The organism is Croceicoccus sp. YJ47, from assembly GCF_016745095.1.
Lineage (GTDB): Bacteria > Pseudomonadota > Alphaproteobacteria > Sphingomonadales > Sphingomonadaceae > Croceicoccus.
Genome location: NZ_CP067087.1, coordinates 48,477 through 67,642 on the forward strand (window position 1 = coordinate 48,477; position 19,166 = coordinate 67,642).

Annotated in this window: 16 protein-coding genes; 8 read left to right on the top strand and 8 right to left on the bottom strand. The window is 63.0% G+C overall.

Features of this window, described 5'->3' with window-relative positions; translation table 11 throughout:
• The first annotated feature begins 52 nt into the window (after window positions 1-52).
• Together JD971_RS00190 and JD971_RS00195 are read left to right on the top strand one after the other, a co-directional pair.
• Window positions 53-1,273: an FAD-dependent monooxygenase gene (locus tag JD971_RS00190; RefSeq protein ID WP_202085080.1), complete on the top strand. Its 1,221-nt coding sequence runs from the start codon at window positions 53-55 to the stop codon at window positions 1,271-1,273.
• Window positions 1,263-2,732, top strand: coding sequence for a hypothetical protein (locus tag JD971_RS00195; RefSeq protein ID WP_202085082.1), 1,470 nt, complete (start codon window positions 1,263-1,265; stop codon window positions 2,730-2,732). Before JD971_RS00190 ends, JD971_RS00195 begins: the two co-directional genes overlap by 11 nt.
• A gap of 243 nt (window positions 2,733-2,975) precedes the next feature.
• On the opposite strand, the gene JD971_RS00200 is transcribed toward JD971_RS00195, so the two are convergent.
• The 3 genes from JD971_RS00200 to JD971_RS00210 all read right to left on the bottom strand — a co-directional run bounded on the left by JD971_RS00200 (window position 2,976) and on the right by JD971_RS00210 (window position 5,917).
• The gene (locus tag JD971_RS00200; RefSeq protein ID WP_202085084.1) at window positions 2,976-4,232 is read right to left on the bottom strand and encodes a Xaa-Pro peptidase family protein; all 1,257 of its coding nucleotides are present in this window, start codon (window positions 4,230-4,232) and stop codon (window positions 2,976-2,978) included.
• A 432-nt stretch (window positions 4,233-4,664) separates the two neighbouring features.
• Complete coding sequence (locus tag JD971_RS00205) at window positions 4,665-4,859, bottom strand: hypothetical protein (protein WP_202085086.1); 195 nt, start codon at window positions 4,857-4,859, stop codon at window positions 4,665-4,667.
• Between the two features lie 632 nt (window positions 4,860-5,491).
• The gene (locus JD971_RS00210; RefSeq protein ID WP_202085088.1) at window positions 5,492-5,917 is read right to left on the bottom strand and encodes a VOC family protein; all 426 of its coding nucleotides are present in this window, start codon (window positions 5,915-5,917) and stop codon (window positions 5,492-5,494) included.
• 58 nt (window positions 5,918-5,975) lie between these two features.
• Here JD971_RS00210 and JD971_RS00215 point away from each other — a divergent pair, with 58 nt between their 5' ends.
• From JD971_RS00215 to JD971_RS00240, 6 genes are all read left to right on the top strand, one after another.
• Window positions 5,976-6,977 (top strand): LysR family transcriptional regulator, encoded by a 1,002-nt coding sequence (locus JD971_RS00215; protein WP_236672173.1) that lies wholly within the window; start codon window positions 5,976-5,978, stop codon window positions 6,975-6,977.
• 413 nt (window positions 6,978-7,390) lie between these two features.
• A complete protein-coding gene (gene cobA / locus JD971_RS00220; protein WP_202085090.1) occupies window positions 7,391-8,182 on the top strand; it encodes a uroporphyrinogen-III C-methyltransferase in 792 nt (263 codons plus the stop codon).
• Complete coding sequence (locus tag JD971_RS00225) at window positions 8,169-9,119, top strand: GAF domain-containing protein (RefSeq protein ID WP_371809680.1); 951 nt, start codon at window positions 8,169-8,171, stop codon at window positions 9,117-9,119. The genes cobA and JD971_RS00225 overlap by 14 nt, the downstream gene beginning before the upstream one ends.
• Window positions 9,120-9,132: 13 nt before the next feature.
• Entirely contained in the window at window positions 9,133-11,568 is a 2,436-nt protein-coding gene (gene nirB / locus JD971_RS00230) for a nitrite reductase large subunit NirB (protein WP_202085094.1), read from the top strand.
• Window positions 11,565-11,897 (top strand): nitrite reductase small subunit NirD, encoded by a 333-nt coding sequence (gene nirD / locus JD971_RS00235; RefSeq protein WP_202085096.1) that lies wholly within the window; start codon window positions 11,565-11,567, stop codon window positions 11,895-11,897. The genes nirB and nirD overlap by 4 nt, the downstream gene beginning before the upstream one ends.
• Window positions 11,897-14,533 carry a nitrate reductase gene (locus tag JD971_RS00240; protein ID WP_202085097.1) on the top strand — a complete coding sequence of 879 codons (2,637 nt, stop codon included), beginning with the start codon at window positions 11,897-11,899 and terminating at the stop codon, window positions 14,531-14,533. Before nirD ends, JD971_RS00240 begins: the two co-directional genes overlap by 1 nt.
• Here JD971_RS00240 and JD971_RS00245 read toward each other — a convergent pair.
• From JD971_RS00245 to JD971_RS00265, 5 genes are all read right to left on the bottom strand, one after another.
• A complete protein-coding gene (locus JD971_RS00245) occupies window positions 14,513-15,727 on the bottom strand; it encodes a protein kinase (protein WP_202085099.1) in 1,215 nt (404 codons plus the stop codon). The genes JD971_RS00240 and JD971_RS00245 overlap by 21 nt on opposite strands.
• Window positions 15,728-15,825: 98 nt before the next feature.
• Entirely contained in the window at window positions 15,826-16,296 is a 471-nt protein-coding gene (locus JD971_RS00250) for a PP2C family serine/threonine-protein phosphatase (RefSeq protein ID WP_202085101.1), read from the bottom strand.
• 41 nt (window positions 16,297-16,337) lie between these two features.
• Window positions 16,338-17,822, bottom strand: a complete 1,485-nt coding sequence (locus tag JD971_RS00255; RefSeq protein ID WP_202085103.1) for a NarK family nitrate/nitrite MFS transporter — start codon at window positions 17,820-17,822, stop codon at window positions 16,338-16,340.
• Between the two features lie 16 nt (window positions 17,823-17,838).
• Window positions 17,839-17,991, bottom strand: coding sequence for a hypothetical protein (locus JD971_RS00260; RefSeq protein WP_202085106.1), 153 nt, complete (start codon window positions 17,989-17,991; stop codon window positions 17,839-17,841).
• Between the two features lie 61 nt (window positions 17,992-18,052).
• Window positions 18,053-19,000 (bottom strand): alginate export family protein, encoded by a 948-nt coding sequence (locus JD971_RS00265; RefSeq protein WP_202085107.1) that lies wholly within the window; start codon window positions 18,998-19,000, stop codon window positions 18,053-18,055.
• Between the last annotated feature and the right edge of the window lie 166 nt (window positions 19,001-19,166).

Sequence of the window (19,166 nt, forward strand, 5' to 3'; positions counted from 1 at the left end):
ATTGCAACCCTTGACCAGGAATAATGTGCGTGTATTGGTGATATATCACGAAATGGCGATGCGGGGATTGCCTTGCCTGCATCGCCATGATTTTTGGGAAGGAAGCGAAATGTCGAGATCTGACAAAATCCTTGTTGTCGGTGCGGGTATTGGCGGGCTTTGCGCTGCCGTGGCGCTGGTTCAGAACGGCGCTGAGGTCGATGTCATCGATATCAAGCCCGACAACTCGGTGGCTGGCGTGGGCTGGGGCCTGCGGACCAACGGGCTTCGCGCCCTCCGCCAGATCGGCCTGCTCGACGAGACGCTTGCCATGGGCTTCCCGACGCCCCCTCTGACCTATTACGACAGGAACGGAGACCACGTCGTCGATATTTCCTACGGGCGGAAAGTCGATGGCATGCCGAACAACGTCCAGCTGCCGCGTCTGGAATTCCTCGAAATGGCGAGCGCCCGCGCGATCGAGCTGGGATGCAATATCATGATGGGCACGACGGCGGTCGACATCCAGCAGGATGACGATGGCGTGACGGTGGAACTGAGCAACGGATCCACGCACCGATACGACCTCGTCATCGGCTTCGACGGCATCAATTCCCAGATCCGCGGGCACCTGTTCGGTGACAAATACGTCCCTACTCCCAGCGGCGGCGTCGCCTGGCGGGCCGCGGTGCCTGCACCCGACTCTCTCGACGGTGCGCTATTCTGTCACGGTTTCGGCGGGAAAGTCGGTTTCGTACCGCTGGTCGGCGGCATGATGTACGTGATCGTCACCCATTTCGAGCCCGGCCGCCCGCGCCACGATCCCGACTCATTTGCCGCACTCATGCATAAAAGAGCGCGGGAGATGATGGGCGATTCCGATTTCATGGCGGAGGCGATCGACTCGCTGCAACATGCGACCAACGTGGCTTACACGCCTCTCGATACGGTCATGGTTCCATACCCCTGGTACCGGGGACGGGTCATGATCATGGGCGATGCCGCGCACGCCACGACGCCCTATCTCGGATCGGGCGCCGCGATGGCCATCGAAGACGGGGTGGTCTTTGCCGAACTCCTTCGCTCCGACGATTCGCTCTACGATATCCAGACCAAATTCATGGCACGACGGTACCCCCGCGTGAAAACCGTGTGGGATTGGTCGTTGAAGATGATGCACGAGGAATTCGATTCGGAGACGCCCGAAGCACTCGATCGACGCCAGGACTATCTCGTGAACGAAGAGCCGGCAGCAATCGATTACATCAACCGCGTTTTGGAAAGTGATTACTGATGACTTCGAACCCCATTGCAAAGCTGTCCGTCGATGCAGGGCAATCGACCGGCGACATGCGCAAGCTTCACGGTACGTCGGGTATTCCCGCGCCGGCTTACCGGGCACGGAGAGCGTCCCCGACATTCTGGACGTTTGGAAGGACGCGCAGGTAACGCTCGTCCGGTCATACGATTGGGTCTCGCGGCTGGATACGGTCGACAATCCCAAGAGCCTGTTTCCCGACTGGTCTGCCGATCCCAGCGATCCGGCAAGCTACAATTTCGCGGCAACAGACACGTGGGTGAGGCAGACGCGCTCGCTCGGCGCGGACATCCTTTTCACGATTGCCAGCGAGATTCCGTTCAACAAGAAGCCGGTCGCCGATCTGGAAAAATATGAGCAGGTCGTCGAGCATATCGTGCGCCACTACGTGTCCGGATGGGGCGACGGGTTCGAAAAGGCCGTCACGCATTGGGAATTCGGGGATCAGCCCGATTTCGGCACCCTGCACTTCTCCGGCACGCCCGATCAATTCTACCAGATGTATGCGGCGGCGGCGCGCGCGGTAAAGCGCGTCGACAAGGACCTGAAGGTCGGTGGCCCTTGCGTCGCCTTCCCGTTGAATGAAGGCCCGTTCCGCGAAGGATTCCTGGATTTCATCAAGGATCAGTCGCTGCCTTTGGATTTCCTTTCGTGGATGTGGTACGGCGACAACTCCCGCGATCCGATGGACTTCCGGACGGTTGCTGCGGAGGTGCGAAAGGTCGCCGACAAGCACGGCTTCAGCGATGCCGAACTGCTGCTGTCCTACTGGAGCATGACGGGCATCCCGACCGCCAAGTTCGAAGATGCGGACAACGCGGCCTTCATCGCGGCTGGGGCGATCTACATGCAGGATTCGGAAGTCGACAAGGCAATCTTCTTCCGCGCCGATACCGGTGCCGATTTCCACTATAACTTCACCGACCCCGCCGGGATCTTCGAAGACGATGGCAGCCAGAACGCGAGGACGGGCGCATTCCGCTTCGTCGGAAAAACATTGGCCACGGCTGACCGCCTTGCCGTAACGGGTGGAGACGAGAACGGCTTCGCCGTGCTGGCCTACCGCACCGAAAACCGCGATGCCGTTCGCATTCTGATCTCCAATTATACGATCCCGGCGGAATATCTGACGGCACGAGATCGTGATGTTTTCGAATTTCAGGTACCGATCGGCACGCATAAGGAGGACATGTCCCTGAACGTTCCTCCCCGGCGGGTTGACGCCAAAAGTGCCGCATATTCGGGCTATGAACTCGAAGTCAGCGACCTGCCCTGGGGCGATGGCCCGTATCAGGTGGCGCGATATCGAGCGGACCGCGATCACCACGGCGAGCTGCTCGGATCGGAGCAGGGTGAAGGCGCCTCCGTCAGGATTCAGGGTGAACTGCCCGGTTCTGCAGTGGAGTTCGTCGAGATAACGCCACTGGCGTCCTGAGTGTAAGCATAGAGGACGAGCAGGCCACGCGACGCAAATGACACTATTTGCGTCGCGGGGCCGGGCTCCTGCGCGGTTGGTACGCGCACGCCGTCGACGCTGTAAAATCTGTTCGTTCGACTGGCGTCATGGGGAGCCGTCCGAACGTAGCTCGGCGGCCTTAGATCTGGTCTTCGTCACGAAGCTATCGAGGACGTCCCGCCAACCGATTTTCAGGACGCAGGACCGAAAAGTAGCTCCGGCCTAAATCGGATCCTCGATCGACGCGGTAAGCTGACTGAACCAGTTGGGTCCCGTTTCGGTCATGTGGATGCAATCCTCCAGCCTCACACCGAACCTGCCCGGCAGGTAGATGCCGGGCTCGTTCGAGAAACACATGCCGGGAGCCAGTGGCGTTTCTTCTCCGCGCACGAGATTGATCGGTTCGTGCCCGTCCATGCCGATGCCATGGCCCGTGCGGTGGGAGAGGCCCGGCAGCGCATAGCCGGGACCGTAGCCCATGCTTTCGTAAAAGGCGCGCACCCGATCGTCCACGCGGCCCGCGGGCGTGCCAATCTGTGCCGCGTCGAACACGATACCTTGTCCGCGCGCGACGGTCTCCCAAACGCGCGCCACCTCTGGTCGGATCGATCCGTAGGAAAAGGTGCGCGATACGTCGCTTTCATAGCCGTGGACGGCGCAGCCGCAATCCATCAACAACACCTCGCCGTCGGCGATCCTGTGCACCTGCCGCGAACCGTGGGGATAGGCAGATGCTTCTCCCACGAGCGCCAGCGAGAATTGCGGCGAACCGCCAAGGGCTCGTGTGGCGCCGTTCATAAGGGCTGAAATCTGCGCGCCGGTCATTCCTGTTTCGACACGCGGCCAGGTCCAGCGATAAGCCGCCATGGTCACGTCGGTCGCGAGCTGCATCAGAGCGATTTCCGCCGCGCTCTTGTGCATCCGGAGCCTGCGCACCACCGGATCGGCCGACACCGTCCGCATCTGCGGCAGGCGGGCCGCCAGACCATCGGCCACGAAATAGCGCGCTGTCTCCTCGATACCCAGCTTTCCACTTGCAAGGTTCCGCTCCCGCAGCCAGTCCGCGATCAGCGTCAGCGGGCTTTCATCTTCCTGCCAGACCTGCAACTGAGCCGGAATATCCAGCGTCTCGCGCACGGAAGGTTCTTCGAAGAAAGGCGTCACGATCAGCGGCTCGCCTTCGCGGGGCAGGACCGCGCCTGTCACGCGCTCACTGCGGCCCCATTCGATGCCCGTGAAGTAGGTCAGCGAGGCACCGGGTTCGATGACCACCGCGGAAATATCGTTCGCCTCCATCAATGCCTGCGCACGGACAACGCGTTCCAGCCGTTCCGCGGTGGTGATAGGCTGCGCCGCGCCGGTCATGTCCGACAGTTGCGACAGATCGGACTGTGCCGCGCGCAGGATCGGCGCGTAAGCGAGTGCGGGAATGGCGAGCGAGGCACCCAGGACGGCGCGTCGGGAAGCGGTTCGGATCATACTTTCCGAATGGCCGGTTCATCCTCTCCGCGCAAGCCGCAACCGCCGCCTCAGTCCGCACTTGGGCCGTTTACGGAACGTCCGGTACTGCGATGCAGATGAGCGGTGCGGACGTGCCGCGTGGACAGGGCGACGAGGGCGCTCTTCGCCAGCCGGATCATTTCGGAGGAGCGTATCGTCGAAGAACGCGCGCTACTGCGCGCTAAGCCGTCTAAAGCCGCGAAACCTCGCGCACGCTTTGACCGAACGCTTTCCAGGTCCGCCATGGCGCGGCGTGCTTCGCCATGCCGCTGCCGACTTCGACCGAAAGTCCTGCGACCTCCCCCAGTTTGGTTCCAAGCCGCTCAATCTGGTTCATCGGCACTAGTTGGTCGTCGGGCCTCTGCGCCTGCTAGACCAGCGGCGGGGCCCGGCCAGCGCGCAACCGGCTCCCTATGACAGGGGATCGAACCTCGCGGGGCTGGCCGCCGCCCACACCCGATCATCGGCCCCGAAAGCATTGGTCAGCATCACTCGGTCATCATGCGCATTGGTTTCGTGCGCAGGTCCGAGGCTCAGGACCAATCCGGGGGGATCGTAAAGCTCGTCGATACTGATCACCGCCGCTGGAACCGGCGGCTCTTCCATGCCGTCGAAGCCGTGATCCCCGGGCGCCCCACAGCAAGATCCGGCAGGTGCAAAGCCGGTTTCTCCAACAACGCAAGCGTTTCGTCGTTCACGGGAAGGTCGAGGCCCAATCGTTGAAGCCGGTTCGCGCCTTCGAAATACGGAATGTCGCGTCCAACGACGACGGAAACCGGTTCGGCAAGATCGGGCGCATGAACCTCTTCCAGTTTCCAGGCGGGTCCAATCTTCGTGATAGCGGCCTCTTAGAATTCTTGCCCTGACACCGATGTGGTCAAAGTTCGTCGCTCGACGCCCGAGCTTCTCTAAAAAACTATTCCTGCACGGTCGGCGCTTCGAACCGTTCGGCGCCGCTCTGATGGGAAGCGATCTCGCCGCAGTTGAACCGGTCCCGCATCTCTCCTATTTGTCGATTTCTTTGTCGCCGCCATGAAGATCGACCCACCGGTCCTTCCAGTCAGCAGCGTTTTCGCGATCGCGCACCAAAGACCGGATGCTTTTACCGCGAGCCGGCAACGCGCGTGCCGTCGCGCCCCCATATGGCCGGCGATGGCTGCGCCGAAAAACATGGCTCGCTCCTTGTGCACGGCTGCGGCGGGCGCGTCGTGGAACGACTTCGTTTGCGCGCGCTTTGGTCAACCATGACCGGGTCCGTTTTCGAAAAGCTCGACGAGCATGCCTTCGTTATCGTGGATGAAGGCGAAGCGATCGCCGTGCCCATCAGGGACCTCACGCGGTTCCGATGCGACCTCGACTCCACCGGCCTTCAACTCCCTGATGGCGGCATCGAGATCGTCCACCGCGAGCGCCACATGGTTGATCCCGCCAATTTTAAGATTGGTCGAGGGTGCGGTACGCTCAGGTGCCATTGGCGATGCACCCTCCGTCTCGAAAAGCTCCAGCCGGATGTCGCCATTGGCGATGAACAGCGCTTTGACGCCCGGAAAGCCATATTCGTAAAGACGCTTGAAACCGAGGTGCTGCTCATACCAGGCGGCACTCTCGTTGAGGTCACGGACCACAATACCAACGTGGTCGACACCTTTCAGCCGGTTCGACATCGGGATTCTCCTTGCTCATGAGCGGCGAACGTCGGTTCGGAACGCGAACCACGCCCGATTGGTCGCTGCGATTCAGGCGAATATGCGTGTCCAGCTTCGATTGATAACCATGCCAAGTACGGATACTCTGTTCGGTATGGCGAACAATGCTGATCGACTGCGGCTTGACGATCTTTCTGTTTTCCTGGCGGTCATCGATGCTGGAGGGTTTCGTGCCGCGGCCAAGCGCCTGAGGATTTCTGCGTCCTCTGTGAGCGAGAAGATCGCGCAACTCGAAGCGGACGTCGGCGCGCCCCTCCTCAACCGCACGACCCGCAGCGTCTCCCCGACCGAAACCGGAGAGGCGCTGGCGAAGCGTATCGCACCCTTGCTGGAAGAAATCGGGCTCGCGTTGAGCGACGCATCGGGTGATTGCGGCGAAGTGCGCGGTTCGCTGAAACTGAATGTCCCCGGTGCCGTCATGGTCGACATTCTGCCCGCCCTGATCGCCGAATTCATGACCTTGCATCCAAAAGTCAGGGTGGAGATCATGATGGAGAGCCGGCTGGTGGATATTGTCGCGGCAGGCTGCGATGCCGGAATTCGCTATGGTGAGCATCTGGCGCAGGACATGATTGCGGTGCCCATCGGTCCGCGTTCGCAATGCCTCGCACTCGCCGCCGCACCTTCCTATCTGGCCGGTCGCGAAATGCTCCGCGAACCCGACGACATTCTCGATCACGAATGCATCCGGATGCGCTTTTCAAACGGCACGCTCGTTCCGTGGGAGCTTGAACGGGACGGAGATGTCATCACGATCGATCCCCCCGCGCGCCTCATTGTCGATGTGGAGGCGATGAATTCCGCCATCACGCTTGCGCGATCCGGGCGCGGCATTATCGCCACCTTCGGCAACTGGCTCGACCCCTATTTGAAGAGCGGCGAACTCGTGCCGGTTCTGCCCGACTGGTGGCAATGGTTCGACGGTCCGCGTCTCTATTTCTATCGCCGCTTCCTCCCTCCACCGCTCAGAGCCTTTGTCGATTTTGTAAAGGAACGTGACCCCGATCGCCGTGCCTGAGATTGGGGCGTTTGCTTGGCCTTTCGGGATGGGACTCAGTCTCCGCATGGAGACGCTGCATCGGCTGACAGAGGCGCAGGCGGCACGTCTGTCGCATCACTGAACAGGAGGATTTGACCGTGGGCAATTTCTGACTTCCAGACTTGCTCGGTCTGTCGAGGGCTTGCGTATTTTCCTGTTGCGCCGCAACATCGTTTCACTTATAGATTGAATATCGGATTCGCCCAGCGTCGGGCGCAATCATTTTCGATATGATCAAACAATTTGCTGGCAACGGTGCCGCTCGACCGATCCTCACGGATCATGCGTCTGAGCGGCTTTTTTGCGTTTGCCTTTCACACCGGGAGGTCGGGAATGCGCATGGTTGGGAAAGTCGGTTCGACGAAACGCTTCGGGAACGGTTGTCCGGCGTGATGGCGGGTGACGGCATCTGGAACCAGGACGGGTCGGTCTGGCTTGTCGGCGCCGGACCGGGCGATCCCGATCTGCTGACCCGTAAGGCGGAGCGCCTTTTGCAATCGGCCGACGTCGTGTTCCATGACGCGCTGGTCGGGATCGGCGTCCTCAATCTCATCCCCGCAAGCGTCGAACGCATTTCGGTGGGCAAGCGCTCTGGCCGGCATTCGAAAGATCAGCGTTCGATCGACCAGATGATCGTCGATGCTGCCCTGGTAAGCAGACGCGTGGTTCGGCTGAAGGGCGGCGACCCGTCGATCTTCGGACGCGCAACGGAGGAGCTGGCGGCGTGCCGGGCGGCGGGGATCGCCGTCCGGATCTGCCCCGGCGTCACCGCGGCAAGCGCGGCAGCGGCCGATCTTGGTGTATCGCTGACGCTGCGGGGCCTCGCACGGAGGCTGACCTTCGTGACGGCGCATGTCGTGCGCGGCGCAGTGCCGGATGTCGACTGGGCTGCGCTGGCCGACCGGCAGGCGACACTGGCGGTCTATATGGGCAAGGCGGCGGCGGCTCATGTCTCGGCCGGGCTGATCGCGGCGGGTCTGCCGCGCGATACGCCGGTGGCGCTGGTGGAAAACGCCAGCCTGCCCGAACGGCTGACTTTCCTGACCCGGCTGGATCTTCTGCCGCTGGCGGCGAAATCGGCGCTGCGCGACGGGCCGGCTGTCATTCTGATCGGAGAGGCGCTGCGAGGCGCCTGCCCGGTCGACCAGTTCCAATCGCGCGAGGTGCTTCATGCCGGCAAGTGACATCATAAGCGAACGCGCAAATTCCTTCATCAAGGCGGCGGAGATCTGGTTGCCGGACGATGGCGTGTTGACGCTGGCCGGGGCCGATCACGGTTCTGCGCATGGCTTCGCCGAGGTGACGGCACGCACGGTATTCGCCAAGGCGCAGGGCTTGCCGGGCAATGCCTGGGAACAAGGCAGCCCGATCGTCCTGACCGACCTGAACGAGGCGAACTTCGTCCGGCACGACGCCGCGCGCGAAGCCGGAATGACCTGCGCGATTGCGCTGCCGATCTTCGCCGGAAAGGGGTTGAAGGCCGTCCTCGTCATCTTCTGCGGCGAAGCCGAGACGGAGGTCGGCGCGATCGAGGTATGGGGCGAGCGCGGCGACCGCCTTCGTCTGCAAGCGGGGTATTACGCGTCCGCCACGGATTTTGAAAAAGTCTCGCAAGACGTGGCATTTGCACGCGGGCATGGCCTGCCCGGCGGAGTATGGTCTACCGACATGCCGGTCCTCATGCGTGAGATCGGCGCATCGCACGGCTTTGTCCGCAGCAAGGTGGCGAAAGAGGTTGGGCTCGATACCGGGCTCGGCATTCCCATGGCGGGCCCCGGCGGCGAACTGAGCGTCATCACCCTGCTGTCGGGGGGCAACACGCCACTCGCCCAGCGGTTCGAGATCTGGGACGCGCGGGAGGAGCGAGTGGGTCCGCATCGCCGCGCCGTACGTGTCGACGGCATCTGCGAGCGGGAAGGTCCGCTCTGGCCAAAGCAGAACCCGCCCGTCGACATCGCCACGACCAACGCCTGGCAGGGCCCGGTCGGGCAGGTGCTCGGGACCGGCGTTCCGCATATCGTCAACGACGGGGTCGGCCTGCCCGCAGGCTATCGCAGCATGGTCGCTCTGCCCGTGTATCGCGCAGAGACCCTCGCCTTCATCACCGCCTGGTATCTGTAAGGGAGAGCACGGCATGGAAAAACTGGTCGTCATCGGCGCAGGGATGGCTTCGGGTCGGGTGCTGGAGCATCTGTTCGAAGCGGACGCGCCCTACGAAGTCACGTTGTTCAACGGCGAACCGCGCGGCAATTACAACCGCATCATGCTTTCCCCCGTCCTGTCGGGGGAGAAAAGCTTTGCCGAAATCGTCACCCATGACGAGGCCTGGTACGAAGAACACGGCGTCACCTGCCGCTTTGGCGAAAAGGTTACGGCGATCGACCGGGCCCGCAAGGTCGTGACCGGCGAGAATGGCGAAGTGCCTTACGACAAGCTGATCATCGCGACCGGCTCCGCCCCGTTCATCATCCCCTTGCCCGGACACGATCTGCCGGGCGTGGTCGCCTATCGCGATTTGGAAGATACCAACGCGATGATCGAAGCGTCGGCAAAACCGGGCGCAAAGGCCGTCGTCATTGGCGGGGGGCTGCTGGGGCTCGAGGCGGCAGCGGGCTTGCGGCTGCGCGGGATGGACGTGACCGTCCTGCACCTGATGGGTCATCTCATGGAACGCCAGCTCGACGAGGCGGCGGGCTATCTACTTAAGAAGGATCTCGAAAAACGGGGCATCGCGGTGCTGCTGAAGGCATCCACCAAGGCGATCGAAGGCGATGGCAGGGTCGAACGGGTCGTGCTCGAAGACGGCACCGTGCTCGATGCGGACATCGTGTGCATGGCGGTCGGCATTCGTCCGGCCGGGCAGATCGGCGCGGATGCGGGGCTGAGCTGCGGAAAGGCGATCACGGTCGATGCACAGATGCGGACCTCCGATCCCGATATCTTTGCCGTGGGCGAATGCGTCGAGTTCGACGGCAATCTGTTCGGTCTCGTCGCGCCGCTCTATGATCAGGCCCGGGTGCTGGCCCGGACGCTGATGGGGCAGGACGATGCGTTTGCCATGCGCGAACTTTCGACCAAGCTGAAGGTGACCGGGTGCGATCTGTTCAGCGCGGGCGAATTCGCAGAGGGAGAGGGACGCGAGGATATCGTGTTCCGCGACCCGGCGCGCGGGATCTATAAACGTCTCGTGATCGAGGACGATCGCCTGGTCGGCGCGGTGATGTATGGCGACACCGCGGACGGCAACTGGTTCTTCGGTCTCATCAAGGATCAGACCGATATCGACGACATGCGCGATACGTTGATCTACGGCCCGGCATTCCAGGGGGGTGGCGCTGCTTACGCGGACCCTCTGGCAGCCGTTGCAGCATTGCCGCCTGAAGCGGAGATCTGCGGCTGCAACGGCGTATGCAAGGGACAGATCGTGGATGCCATCGGGGCGGACGCGGACACGCTCGACGGCTTGCGCGCCAGGACCAAGGCGTCGGCCAGTTGCGGCACGTGCACCGGCCTTGTCGAACAATTGCTCGCCGTGACGCTGGGCGACAGTTTCGACGCGGGCGGCGCCAGGCCGGTCTGTGCCTGCACCGATCTCACGCACGAGGACGTTCGCCGCCTCATCAAGGCGCGCAAGCTGCGCAGCCAGCCTACCGTGTGGCAGGAACTGGGCTGGAAGACGGTCAACGGTTGCCCCACCTGCCGCCCGGCCGTCAATTTCTACCTGCTGGCCGAATGGCCGCTCGATTATCAGGACGATGCGCAGTCGCGCTTCGTGAATGAACGCAACCACGCCAATATTCAGAAGGACGGCACCTATTCGGTGATGCCGCGCATGTGGGGCGGGATGACCACGCCCGACGAATTGCTCGCGATTGCCGCCGCGGCAAAGAAATACGATGCCGCGGTGAAGGTCACAGGCGGCCAGAGGATCGACCTTTTGGGCGTGAAGAAGGAAGACCTGCCTGCCATCTGGGCTGATCTCAATGCGGCCGGCATGGTTTCGGGCCATGCCTATTCCAAGGGGCTGCGCACGGTGAAGACCTGTGTGGGCACGGACTGGTGCCGGTTCGGGACACAGGATTCCACCGGCCTCGGCATCAAGCTGGAGAAGAAGCTCTGGGGATCGTGGACGCCGCACAAGGTGAAGCTCGGCGTGTCGGGATGCCCGCGCAATTGCGCCGAGGCGACCTGCAAGGACGTGGGCGTGGTCTGCGTCGATTCCGGCTACCAGATCGGCGTTGCGGGCGCGGCGGGCATGGACCTGCGCGAGACGCAGCGCCTCGTGGACGTGGCGACGGAGGACGAGGCGATCGAATGGACCGCCGCCTTCGTCCAGCTATACCGCGAGCACGCCAAATATCTCGACCGGCCGTACAAGTGGGTCGACAAGGTCGGGCTGGACTGGGTGAAGGAGGTGCTTTCCGACCCGGCGGAGCGCGCTGCGCTGAACGAACGCTTCGAACTCTCGCAATCGGTCTACCGCAAGGACCCCTGGGCTGAACGGGCGACCGAGCCCGAGGCGGCCAGATTCCAACCCCTTGCCGATCTGACGATGGAGCCTGCCGAATGAGCTGGACCGATGTAGGCGCGCTGAGCGACATTCCCCTGCGCGGTGCGCGCATGGTGAAGACGGCGAAGGGCTGCGTAGCGATTTTCCGCACGGGCGAGGAAGAGCTGTTCGCCACGTCCAACAGCTGTGCGCACAGGCAAGGCCCGCTGGCCGAGGGGATCGTGCATGGACGCATGGTCACCTGCCCGCTGCACAGCTGGACCTATTCGCTCGAGACAGGGGAGGCGCAGGGCGCGGATGAGGGCATCATCGCCACCTATCCCGTGCGGATCGAAGCCGGACGCGTATTGCTGGACGTGAGCGCGCTGGCGCAGAAAGCCGCCGCCTGATGCTTCCTCCCGAAGCCGGAGAGGTTCGGTCCACCTGCCCCTATTGCGGGGTCGGGTGCGGCGTCCTGCTCAACCCCGATGGGCATGGCGGACTGTCGGTACGCGGCGATCCGGAGCATCCGAACAATCGCGGGCGGTTGTGTTCGAAGGGCGCGGCACTGGGCGAAACGGTGGGCTTGGCCGAGCGGCAGCTGTTCCCGCAGATCGACGGGAAGGACGCGGACTGGGACGCGGCTCTGGACTTTGTCGCCCGCCGTTTCATGGATGTGCGCGCGGAACATGGACCGGACGCCACCGCGTTTTACGTGTCCGGGCAATTGCTCACCGAAGATTATTACGTCGCCAACAAGCTGATGAAGGGTTTCATCGGCAGCGCCAATATCGACACCAATTCGCGGCTCTGCATGGCTTCTACCGTGGCCTACCACAAGCGCGCCTTCGGCACCGACACCGTGCCGGGCGTCTATGACGATCTGGAAGAGGCGGATCTGGTGGTGCTGGTCGGCTCCAATCTCGCCTGGTGCCATCCGGTGCTTTACCAGAGAATTGCCGCCGCACGGCAGGCGCGCCCGCATATGAAGCTCGTCGTGATCGACCCGCGCCGTACCGCGACCTGCGACGATGCCGATCTGCACCTGCCGCTCGCCATCGGCAGCGACGTGGCGCTGTTCAATGGCCTGCTCGCCGAAATCGGGCGCCGCGGCGCCGTCGATCACACCTATGTCCATGCCCATACCCGCGGGCTCGACGAGGCTCTGGCCGCTGCCAAGGCGGACAGCCCGGCCGCGACCGGCCTGTCTGGCGAAGACCTCGCCGCCTTTTACGATCTGTGGATCGGCACGGAAAAAACGGTCACCGTATTCAGCCAGGGGGTCAATCAATCCTCGTCCGGCACCGACAAGGTCAATGCGATCATCAATTGTCACCTGGCGACCGGGCGCATCGGCCGACCCGGAATGGGACCGTTTTCCGTCACCGGCCAGCCCAATGCCATGGGTGGGCGCGAAGTCGGCGGCCTCGCCAACACGCTTGCCTGTCACATGGAGCTGTCCGATTCCCGGCATCGACAGGCGGTCGGCGACTTCTGGGGCACGCGCTCCCTCCCCACGCAAGGCGGCCTGAAAGCCGTCGACATGTTCGATGCCGTGGCCGACGGCCGGATCAAGGCGCTTTGGATCGTTCATTCGAACCCCGCGGTGACCATGCCCGACGCCGACCGCATCCGGCGCGCCATCGCCGACTGTCCGTTCGTGGTCGTCTCCGACATCACGCTGCGAACCGATACCGCACGATTGGCCGACGTTTTCCTGCCCGCTGCGGCATGGGGGGAAAAATCCGGCACGGTCACCAATTCGGACCGCACGATCAGCCGGCAACGGGCGGCGCTGCCCATGCCGGTAAGCACGCGGCCCGACTGGCACATCATGGCAGAGGTCGGCCGCCGCATGGGCTGGGCGGACGCATTCGCGTGGAATGGTCCGGACGAAATCTTCGGCGAATACGCACGTCTGTCGGCCATCGCGGGGCGCATGGCGCTCGACTTCGACATCTCCGCGATGGCGGACATGGATGCTTTTGCCTACGACCGTATGGCCCCCACGCGCTGGCCGCAAAACGGGAGCGGCGCGATCGACCGCTTCTTTGCGGATGGTCAGTTCTTTCACGCGGACAAACGCGCGCGGATCGTCGCGGTGCGCCATCGCCCGCCTGCAATTGCCGAGTCGTCCGATCGGCCGTTCCGGCTGAATACCGGGCGCCTGCGTGACCAGTGGCACACCATGACCCGCACCGCGCTGTCGCCTCGGCTTTCGGCGCATCTGCCCGAACCGTTTGTGGATGTGCACCGCGAGGACGTCGCACGGCTCGGCCTGAAACCCGCCGATCTGGTGCGCCTGTCGAACGATTGCGGCAGCGCCATCCTGCGCCTGCGTCAGAATGACGAGGTGCGACCCGGCACGCTCTTCGCGCCGATGCACTGGACAGGGGAAAACGCGCCCGCGTCACGGATCGATGCGCTGGTCCCGTCGATAACCGATCCGCTCTCGGGGCAGCCGGAGACGAAGGCGGCCACGGTGCGTGCCGAAAGGTTCGATGCGCGCTGGCATGGTTTCGCGATCGCGCAGGAGCGCTTCACGCCCGATTGCGAATATTGGGCCCGGGCGCGCACGGGCGCGGGCTACAGGGCCGAGCTTGCCGGTGTGGAAACGCCGGAGAAATGGGAAGACTGGGCGCGAAGCCTGTTCAAACTTCCCGGTGCGGATGCGCAGATCATGCAGGATGCGGCACGCGGTTCGTGCAGGATCGCCTTCCTCGACGGCGAAATCCTGCTCGCCGCGCTTTATGTGGCGCGAAAGCCGATCGCCTTGATGCGGGATTTCCTCGTCGGGCTGCCGGGGAGCGAGGCGAACTGGGCGCTCGCGGGACAGGCGCGCGGCGACGTTCCCGATCCTGGCCCCGTCGTTTGCGCGTGCTTTTCCATCGGACGCAATACCATCGCGCGTGCCGTCGAGGCGGAAAAGCTGAAGAGCGTGGAGGCCATCGGCGCGGCGACGTCGGCGGGCACCAATTGCGGATCGTGCAAGGCGGAACTGCGGCAGATCCTCGCGAAGATCGCGCTAACCGAACCTGCCGAATAGCAGCACCGCCATCACCATCGATACGAGCGTCGCGATCAGGGCCCAGTTGCGCCACATCGCCTTCGACCCCCGTTCGATCAGCGGGACGAATTCGGTGGGGCGCACGGAACTGCGGCTCGCCTTGCGCAATTCGCCGACAAATTCCGACATCGCCTGTTGCCGGTCACCGGGCTCTGGCGACAGTGCCCTCGCGAGGACCGTGCCGACCGCAGGGGGCATGTCCGGACGCAGTCGGGCGAATGTGGACGTCGTCCTTTCACGCTCCGAAACGAGCGGCTTGCCACTCGCTTCGCGATCGAAAGGCACGGTGCCGGTCAGCATTTCCCAGCAGATCGCGGCAATCGAAAACAGGTCCGAGAGATTCTGGGCCGCCTCCCCTGCGAGCACTTCGGGCGCGATATAGTTCAACGAACCCTCTGGCCATTGCGCGATCTCCGCCGATTGAAGATCGGCGAATCCGGCAACCTGGACGGAACCGAAATCGATGATCTTCGCCGTGCCATCCTCCGCCACGATGATATTTTCCGGCTTCAGGTCGCGGTGGACCATCTCCATCCGGTGGAACACCCGAACGGCCGAAACGATCGACGCGACGAGCGGCAGGATGTCGTCGCACGCCGGCTCTGGGCGATCCATCATCCAGCGCCGCAGCGTCCGCCCTTCGACATGTTCCGCGACGAAATAGAAGAACCGGGTATCCTGCGCGGGAAGCACCTGCATGACCTGCGTATTGCGAATTCGGCGGCCGACCCATTGTTCGACGGCAAAACCTTCGAGATAGCGCAAATCGTCGGCGAAATTGGCCGATGGTGCCTTGAGGACGTAGCGACCCTCACGATCCGGGCGCTCGACCAGATAGACATGGCTGCGCGCCGAACTGTGGAGCACCTCCACGACACGCCAGTCGTCGAGGCGATTGCCGATTGCCAGGACCGGCGGAATGGCCCGGCGCGTCAACCGGCCATACGCCTCCGACAGGGTTTCGGAAGGCAGATCCTCGATGCGGACCATGATGCACGAGACATTGTCCGTGCTGCCCGCCTTCAGCGCGGCGTCGCACAGGCCGGAAGCCGCGCGTTCTATCTCCGCCCGGTCTCGCGGGGCGGCTTCGCGCAGCATGTTTTCAATGGCATCATGGGAAAGCGAACCGTGGACGCCGTCGCTGGTGAGAACGAACAGGTCGTCCGCGCGCATCGGTTCCTGCCGATAATCGACGCGGACGTTCGCATCGAGACCCAGTGCCCGCGTCAGGACATCGGTCTCACCAAGATAGGGCGCGGTATGATCTTCGCTCAGCAGGGTGAGCCGTAGCCGCCCCTGAGGCGATAGCAGCGCGTGTCCCCGACATGCACGATATGCGCGGTGGTCGAACGCGCCACAATGGCGGTGAAGGTCGTTGCGAAGCCTTCGCTGTCGGCATTGCCGGAGCGGTTCTGCGAATGGAACCAGCTGCTGAGTGACGCGAGCAGGCGGGCGGCGCAATTCTGAACCGTCCAGCTTTCCGGCGCGTCATAATAATCGCGCGTGAATTGCAGGACGGCGAGCTGCGCCGCGCGATCGGCGTTGCGCGCGCTCGACAGGCCGTCCGCAATACAGGCGACAATACCCTTGAAGTGCCGCTGCGCAGCCCCGTCCGGCACTTTTCCGGCGATCGCGTCGTCGTTGCGCAGCTTCGAACCGGCGGCACTGTAACCGCCGATGACGGCACGCAAAGTCTGCGAGGGGAACTGGTCCGGCATTGCCGACAGGTCTGTGCTGGCCAAACTCCGTTCCCTCTCGCAATCGTTACATCATCCGCGAAACGTCACACGGCCTGCGGTTCGCCCACGGTTCGCCCGACCTGGATCATGGTCACCGTCCCGTGTTCGTCAATCTCGGCAATCTCACCGGTCGGTTCTTCCAGAAAGAGAAGCGCGATGAAACCGACAACCGCGGTGCCGGCGATGACGAAGAAGAAGGTCGAGGCGTCCACCACCGAATAGACGATAAGATAGATGACCGCGCCCACATTGCCGTATGCGCCCGTCATGCCCGCGATCTGCCCGGTCAGCGAACGCCTGATGAGCGGAACCACCGCGAACACCGCGCCCTCGCCCGCCTGCACGAAGAAAGAGCAGGCCATGGCAGCAACGACCGCCAGCCATAGCGGCCAGGCCGCATCGATGATGCCCATCAAGGCATAGCCGATCGCAAGGCCCCCGGTCAGGATCAGCAGCACGGATTTGCGGCCGAACCGGTCGGACAACAGGCCGCCGCCGGGGCGCGACATCAAATTCATGAACGCATAGGCCGATGCGACCATCCCCGCGACCACCGCCGACAGGGCGAACGTGTCGGCGAAGAACAGCGGAAGCATCGAGACAACGGCAAGCTCCGACCCGAAGGTCGCGAAATAGAGGACGTTGAGGATCGCCACCTGCTTGAACTTGTACCGCTGAAATTCCGGAACCTCCGCAGTGAAGAGGCTGCTGTTGGCGCGGATGGCCAGGATCGCGTCATACGCATACAGCATGGCGAGGCCGATATAGACGGCGAGTGCGGTGCTGTCGCTGAAGATGCCGACATTGGTCAGGCGCCATGCCGTCGCGCCGAGGGCGAGGTAGAGCGGGATTTTCATCACCAGCAGCAGCCACAGATCGCCTTGCGACGTCACTTCCATCGCGGTGGCATTGCGCGGCTTGAAGTATTTCGACCCCTCCGGCACGTCCCGCACGCTGAAATAATAGATGAAACCGTAGACCATCGCCATCGCGCCGGTCAGGCCGATCGCCCAGCGCCATCCGTCCTCGCCCCCGAACAGCAGGGCGATGGTGGGCAGGGTAAAGGCCGCGGCGGCAGAACCGAAATTGCCCCATCCGCCATAAATGCCCTCTGCGGTCCCCAGCTCGTTGGCAGGAAACCATTCGGAAACCATTCGGATGCCGATGACGAAGCCCGCGCCGATGAAGCCGAGCGCGAAACGCGCCACGGCAAGCTGAACGAAAGTTTCGGCGAGCGCAAAGGCGAAGCACGGTATCGCCGCGGCGACCAGCAGCGCCGAATAGACCTTTCGCGGGCCGTAGAAATCGGTGAGCATTCCGATCACGATGCGCGCGGGTATGGTAAGCGCGACATTGAGGATCAGGAGCGTGGTCACCTGATCCTTGGTCAGGTCGAAAGTCTCCTGGATCGCCTGAAGCATCGGCGCGAGGTTGAACCAGACGACGAACGTCAGGAAGAACGCGAACCAGGTAAAATGCAGCGTGCGCATCTTGCCTGTGAATGAAAACAGATTGAACGATGTCGACATGATTGGCCCTCCTCAGTCAGAACGAAATTTCGGCTTGCAGCCAGACTTTGCGGGTATCGACGGCAAAAGCGTCGGCACGGTAATCGGCGTATTTCGCCAGCAGCGCGACGGCGCCCAGTTTTACGCCGAGCGAAGCATCGAATTCGGAGCCGTAGTCGATACCGCCCAAATCGCTTTCGAACCGATGGTATGTAAGCGCGGCCCTCACGCCCGGAACCGGCAGGATCCCGTCAAAATCGTATGATAGCGTTCCATGGTAGTCGCGAATGCCGTTCGCGGGTGTGACGAGGAAGATATCCGCCCATCCCTGAAACGCGTGGAGCGTGGCCATCGGCGTCTGGAATGCGGCGATCCCCCCGTCGCTTCCCAATTCCTCGTAAGCGGCAACCACGCCGACACCCGCAATCTTCGCGCCCAGCCTGACATTGTAGAATTCGGCCGTAGTAAGCGACGGGGTTCGCGCCATAATCCGACTGGCTGGCAAATCTCCCTTCGGCTGAAAGATCGAGGCCGGAGAGGGACATCTTGCCGGCGACCCGCAATCCGTAGGTCTGGCTGGAAAAGACCGGGCGCGTATCGTAATCGATCAGATAGGCGAACCCGCCCACGTCGACACCCGCCATATTCGTTCCGGCATTCAGAAAGACGAAATCGCCATCGAAATGCGCGTTCGGGCTGTCGACGCCGAAAATGGTGCGCTGGCTGATGGCGTAGATGGCATCGAGCGCGACGGGCCCCGCCCGCGTCTGTGCGCGGATTGCATCGAACGTCTGCTCGTTCTGGCGCCAGCCGACATTGCCGACGAAGCGCGCGTCGTCCAGAACGATGCGCTGGCGGCCCAGTATCGCGCCGGTTCCCTCCTTCATCACCGCAATCTGCAGGCGGTTCAGTTCGAAATTTTCCGGATCCGCGACCACCGGATACGGTTCGATCCCGTTGAAGGGCAATGTGTCGTTGTACCTGTCGACGGGCGCCAGCGTGCCCTCGGCTTCGGCCAGGACCGACACGATTCCCGCCTTCACCTCCGCCCCGGCCCGTACGCGGACGGTCACCGCATCGGCATCGTTCGGGACGTTATCCTGCTCCACACCCTCGTAACGAAGCAGAGCGGTCAGGATCGGATCGAACGTTATTCCCTCGGCAATCGCGACCGGCCCGAGCGGTTGCTCCTCGGCCATGGCGGGCGTCGCGAGTAGCGCGGCCGATGATACTCCAAGAATAGTGCTTCGCAACGGACATCCCTCCTGCAGCCTGTCACTTCGGTCGATCTCTCCCCACTCCACCCGGCGATGCTGCCGGCAGCGCACGCAAAAAAACCGCCACGACGTGCGATCCGGATCGGAT

Bases quoted from the DNA above. Each gene is read 5' to 3' on its own strand.
- JD971_RS00240 (WP_202085097.1), top strand. From the start codon at position 11,897: ATGCTTCCTCCCGAAGCCGGAGAGGTTCGGTCCACCTGCCCCTATTGC.
- JD971_RS00225 (WP_371809680.1), top strand. From the start codon at position 8,169: ATGCCGGCAAGTGACATCATAAGCGAACGCGCAAATTCCTTCATCAAG.
- nirB (WP_202085094.1), top strand. From the start codon at position 9,133: ATGGAAAAACTGGTCGTCATCGGCGCAGGGATGGCTTCGGGTCGGGTG.
- nirD (WP_202085096.1), top strand. From the start codon at position 11,565: ATGAGCTGGACCGATGTAGGCGCGCTGAGCGACATTCCCCTGCGCGGT.
- JD971_RS00245 (WP_202085099.1), bottom strand. From the start codon at position 15,727: ATGCGCGCGGACGACCTGTTCGTTCTCACCAGCGACGGCGTCCACGGT.
- JD971_RS00265 (WP_202085107.1), bottom strand. From the start codon at position 19,000: ATGGCCGAGGAGCAACCGCTCGGGCCGGTCGCGATTGCCGAGGGAATA.
- cobA (WP_202085090.1), top strand. From the start codon at position 7,391: ATGGCGGGTGACGGCATCTGGAACCAGGACGGGTCGGTCTGGCTTGTC.
- JD971_RS00200 (WP_202085084.1), bottom strand. From the start codon at position 4,232: ATGATCCGAACCGCTTCCCGACGCGCCGTCCTGGGTGCCTCGCTCGCC.
- JD971_RS00205 (WP_202085086.1), bottom strand. From the start codon at position 4,859: ATGGAAGAGCCGCCGGTTCCAGCGGCGGTGATCAGTATCGACGAGCTT.
- JD971_RS00190 (WP_202085080.1), top strand. From the start codon at position 53: ATGGCGATGCGGGGATTGCCTTGCCTGCATCGCCATGATTTTTGGGAA.
- JD971_RS00255 (WP_202085103.1), bottom strand. From the start codon at position 17,822: ATGTCGACATCGTTCAATCTGTTTTCATTCACAGGCAAGATGCGCACG.
- JD971_RS00210 (WP_202085088.1), bottom strand. From the start codon at position 5,917: ATGTCGAACCGGCTGAAAGGTGTCGACCACGTTGGTATTGTGGTCCGT.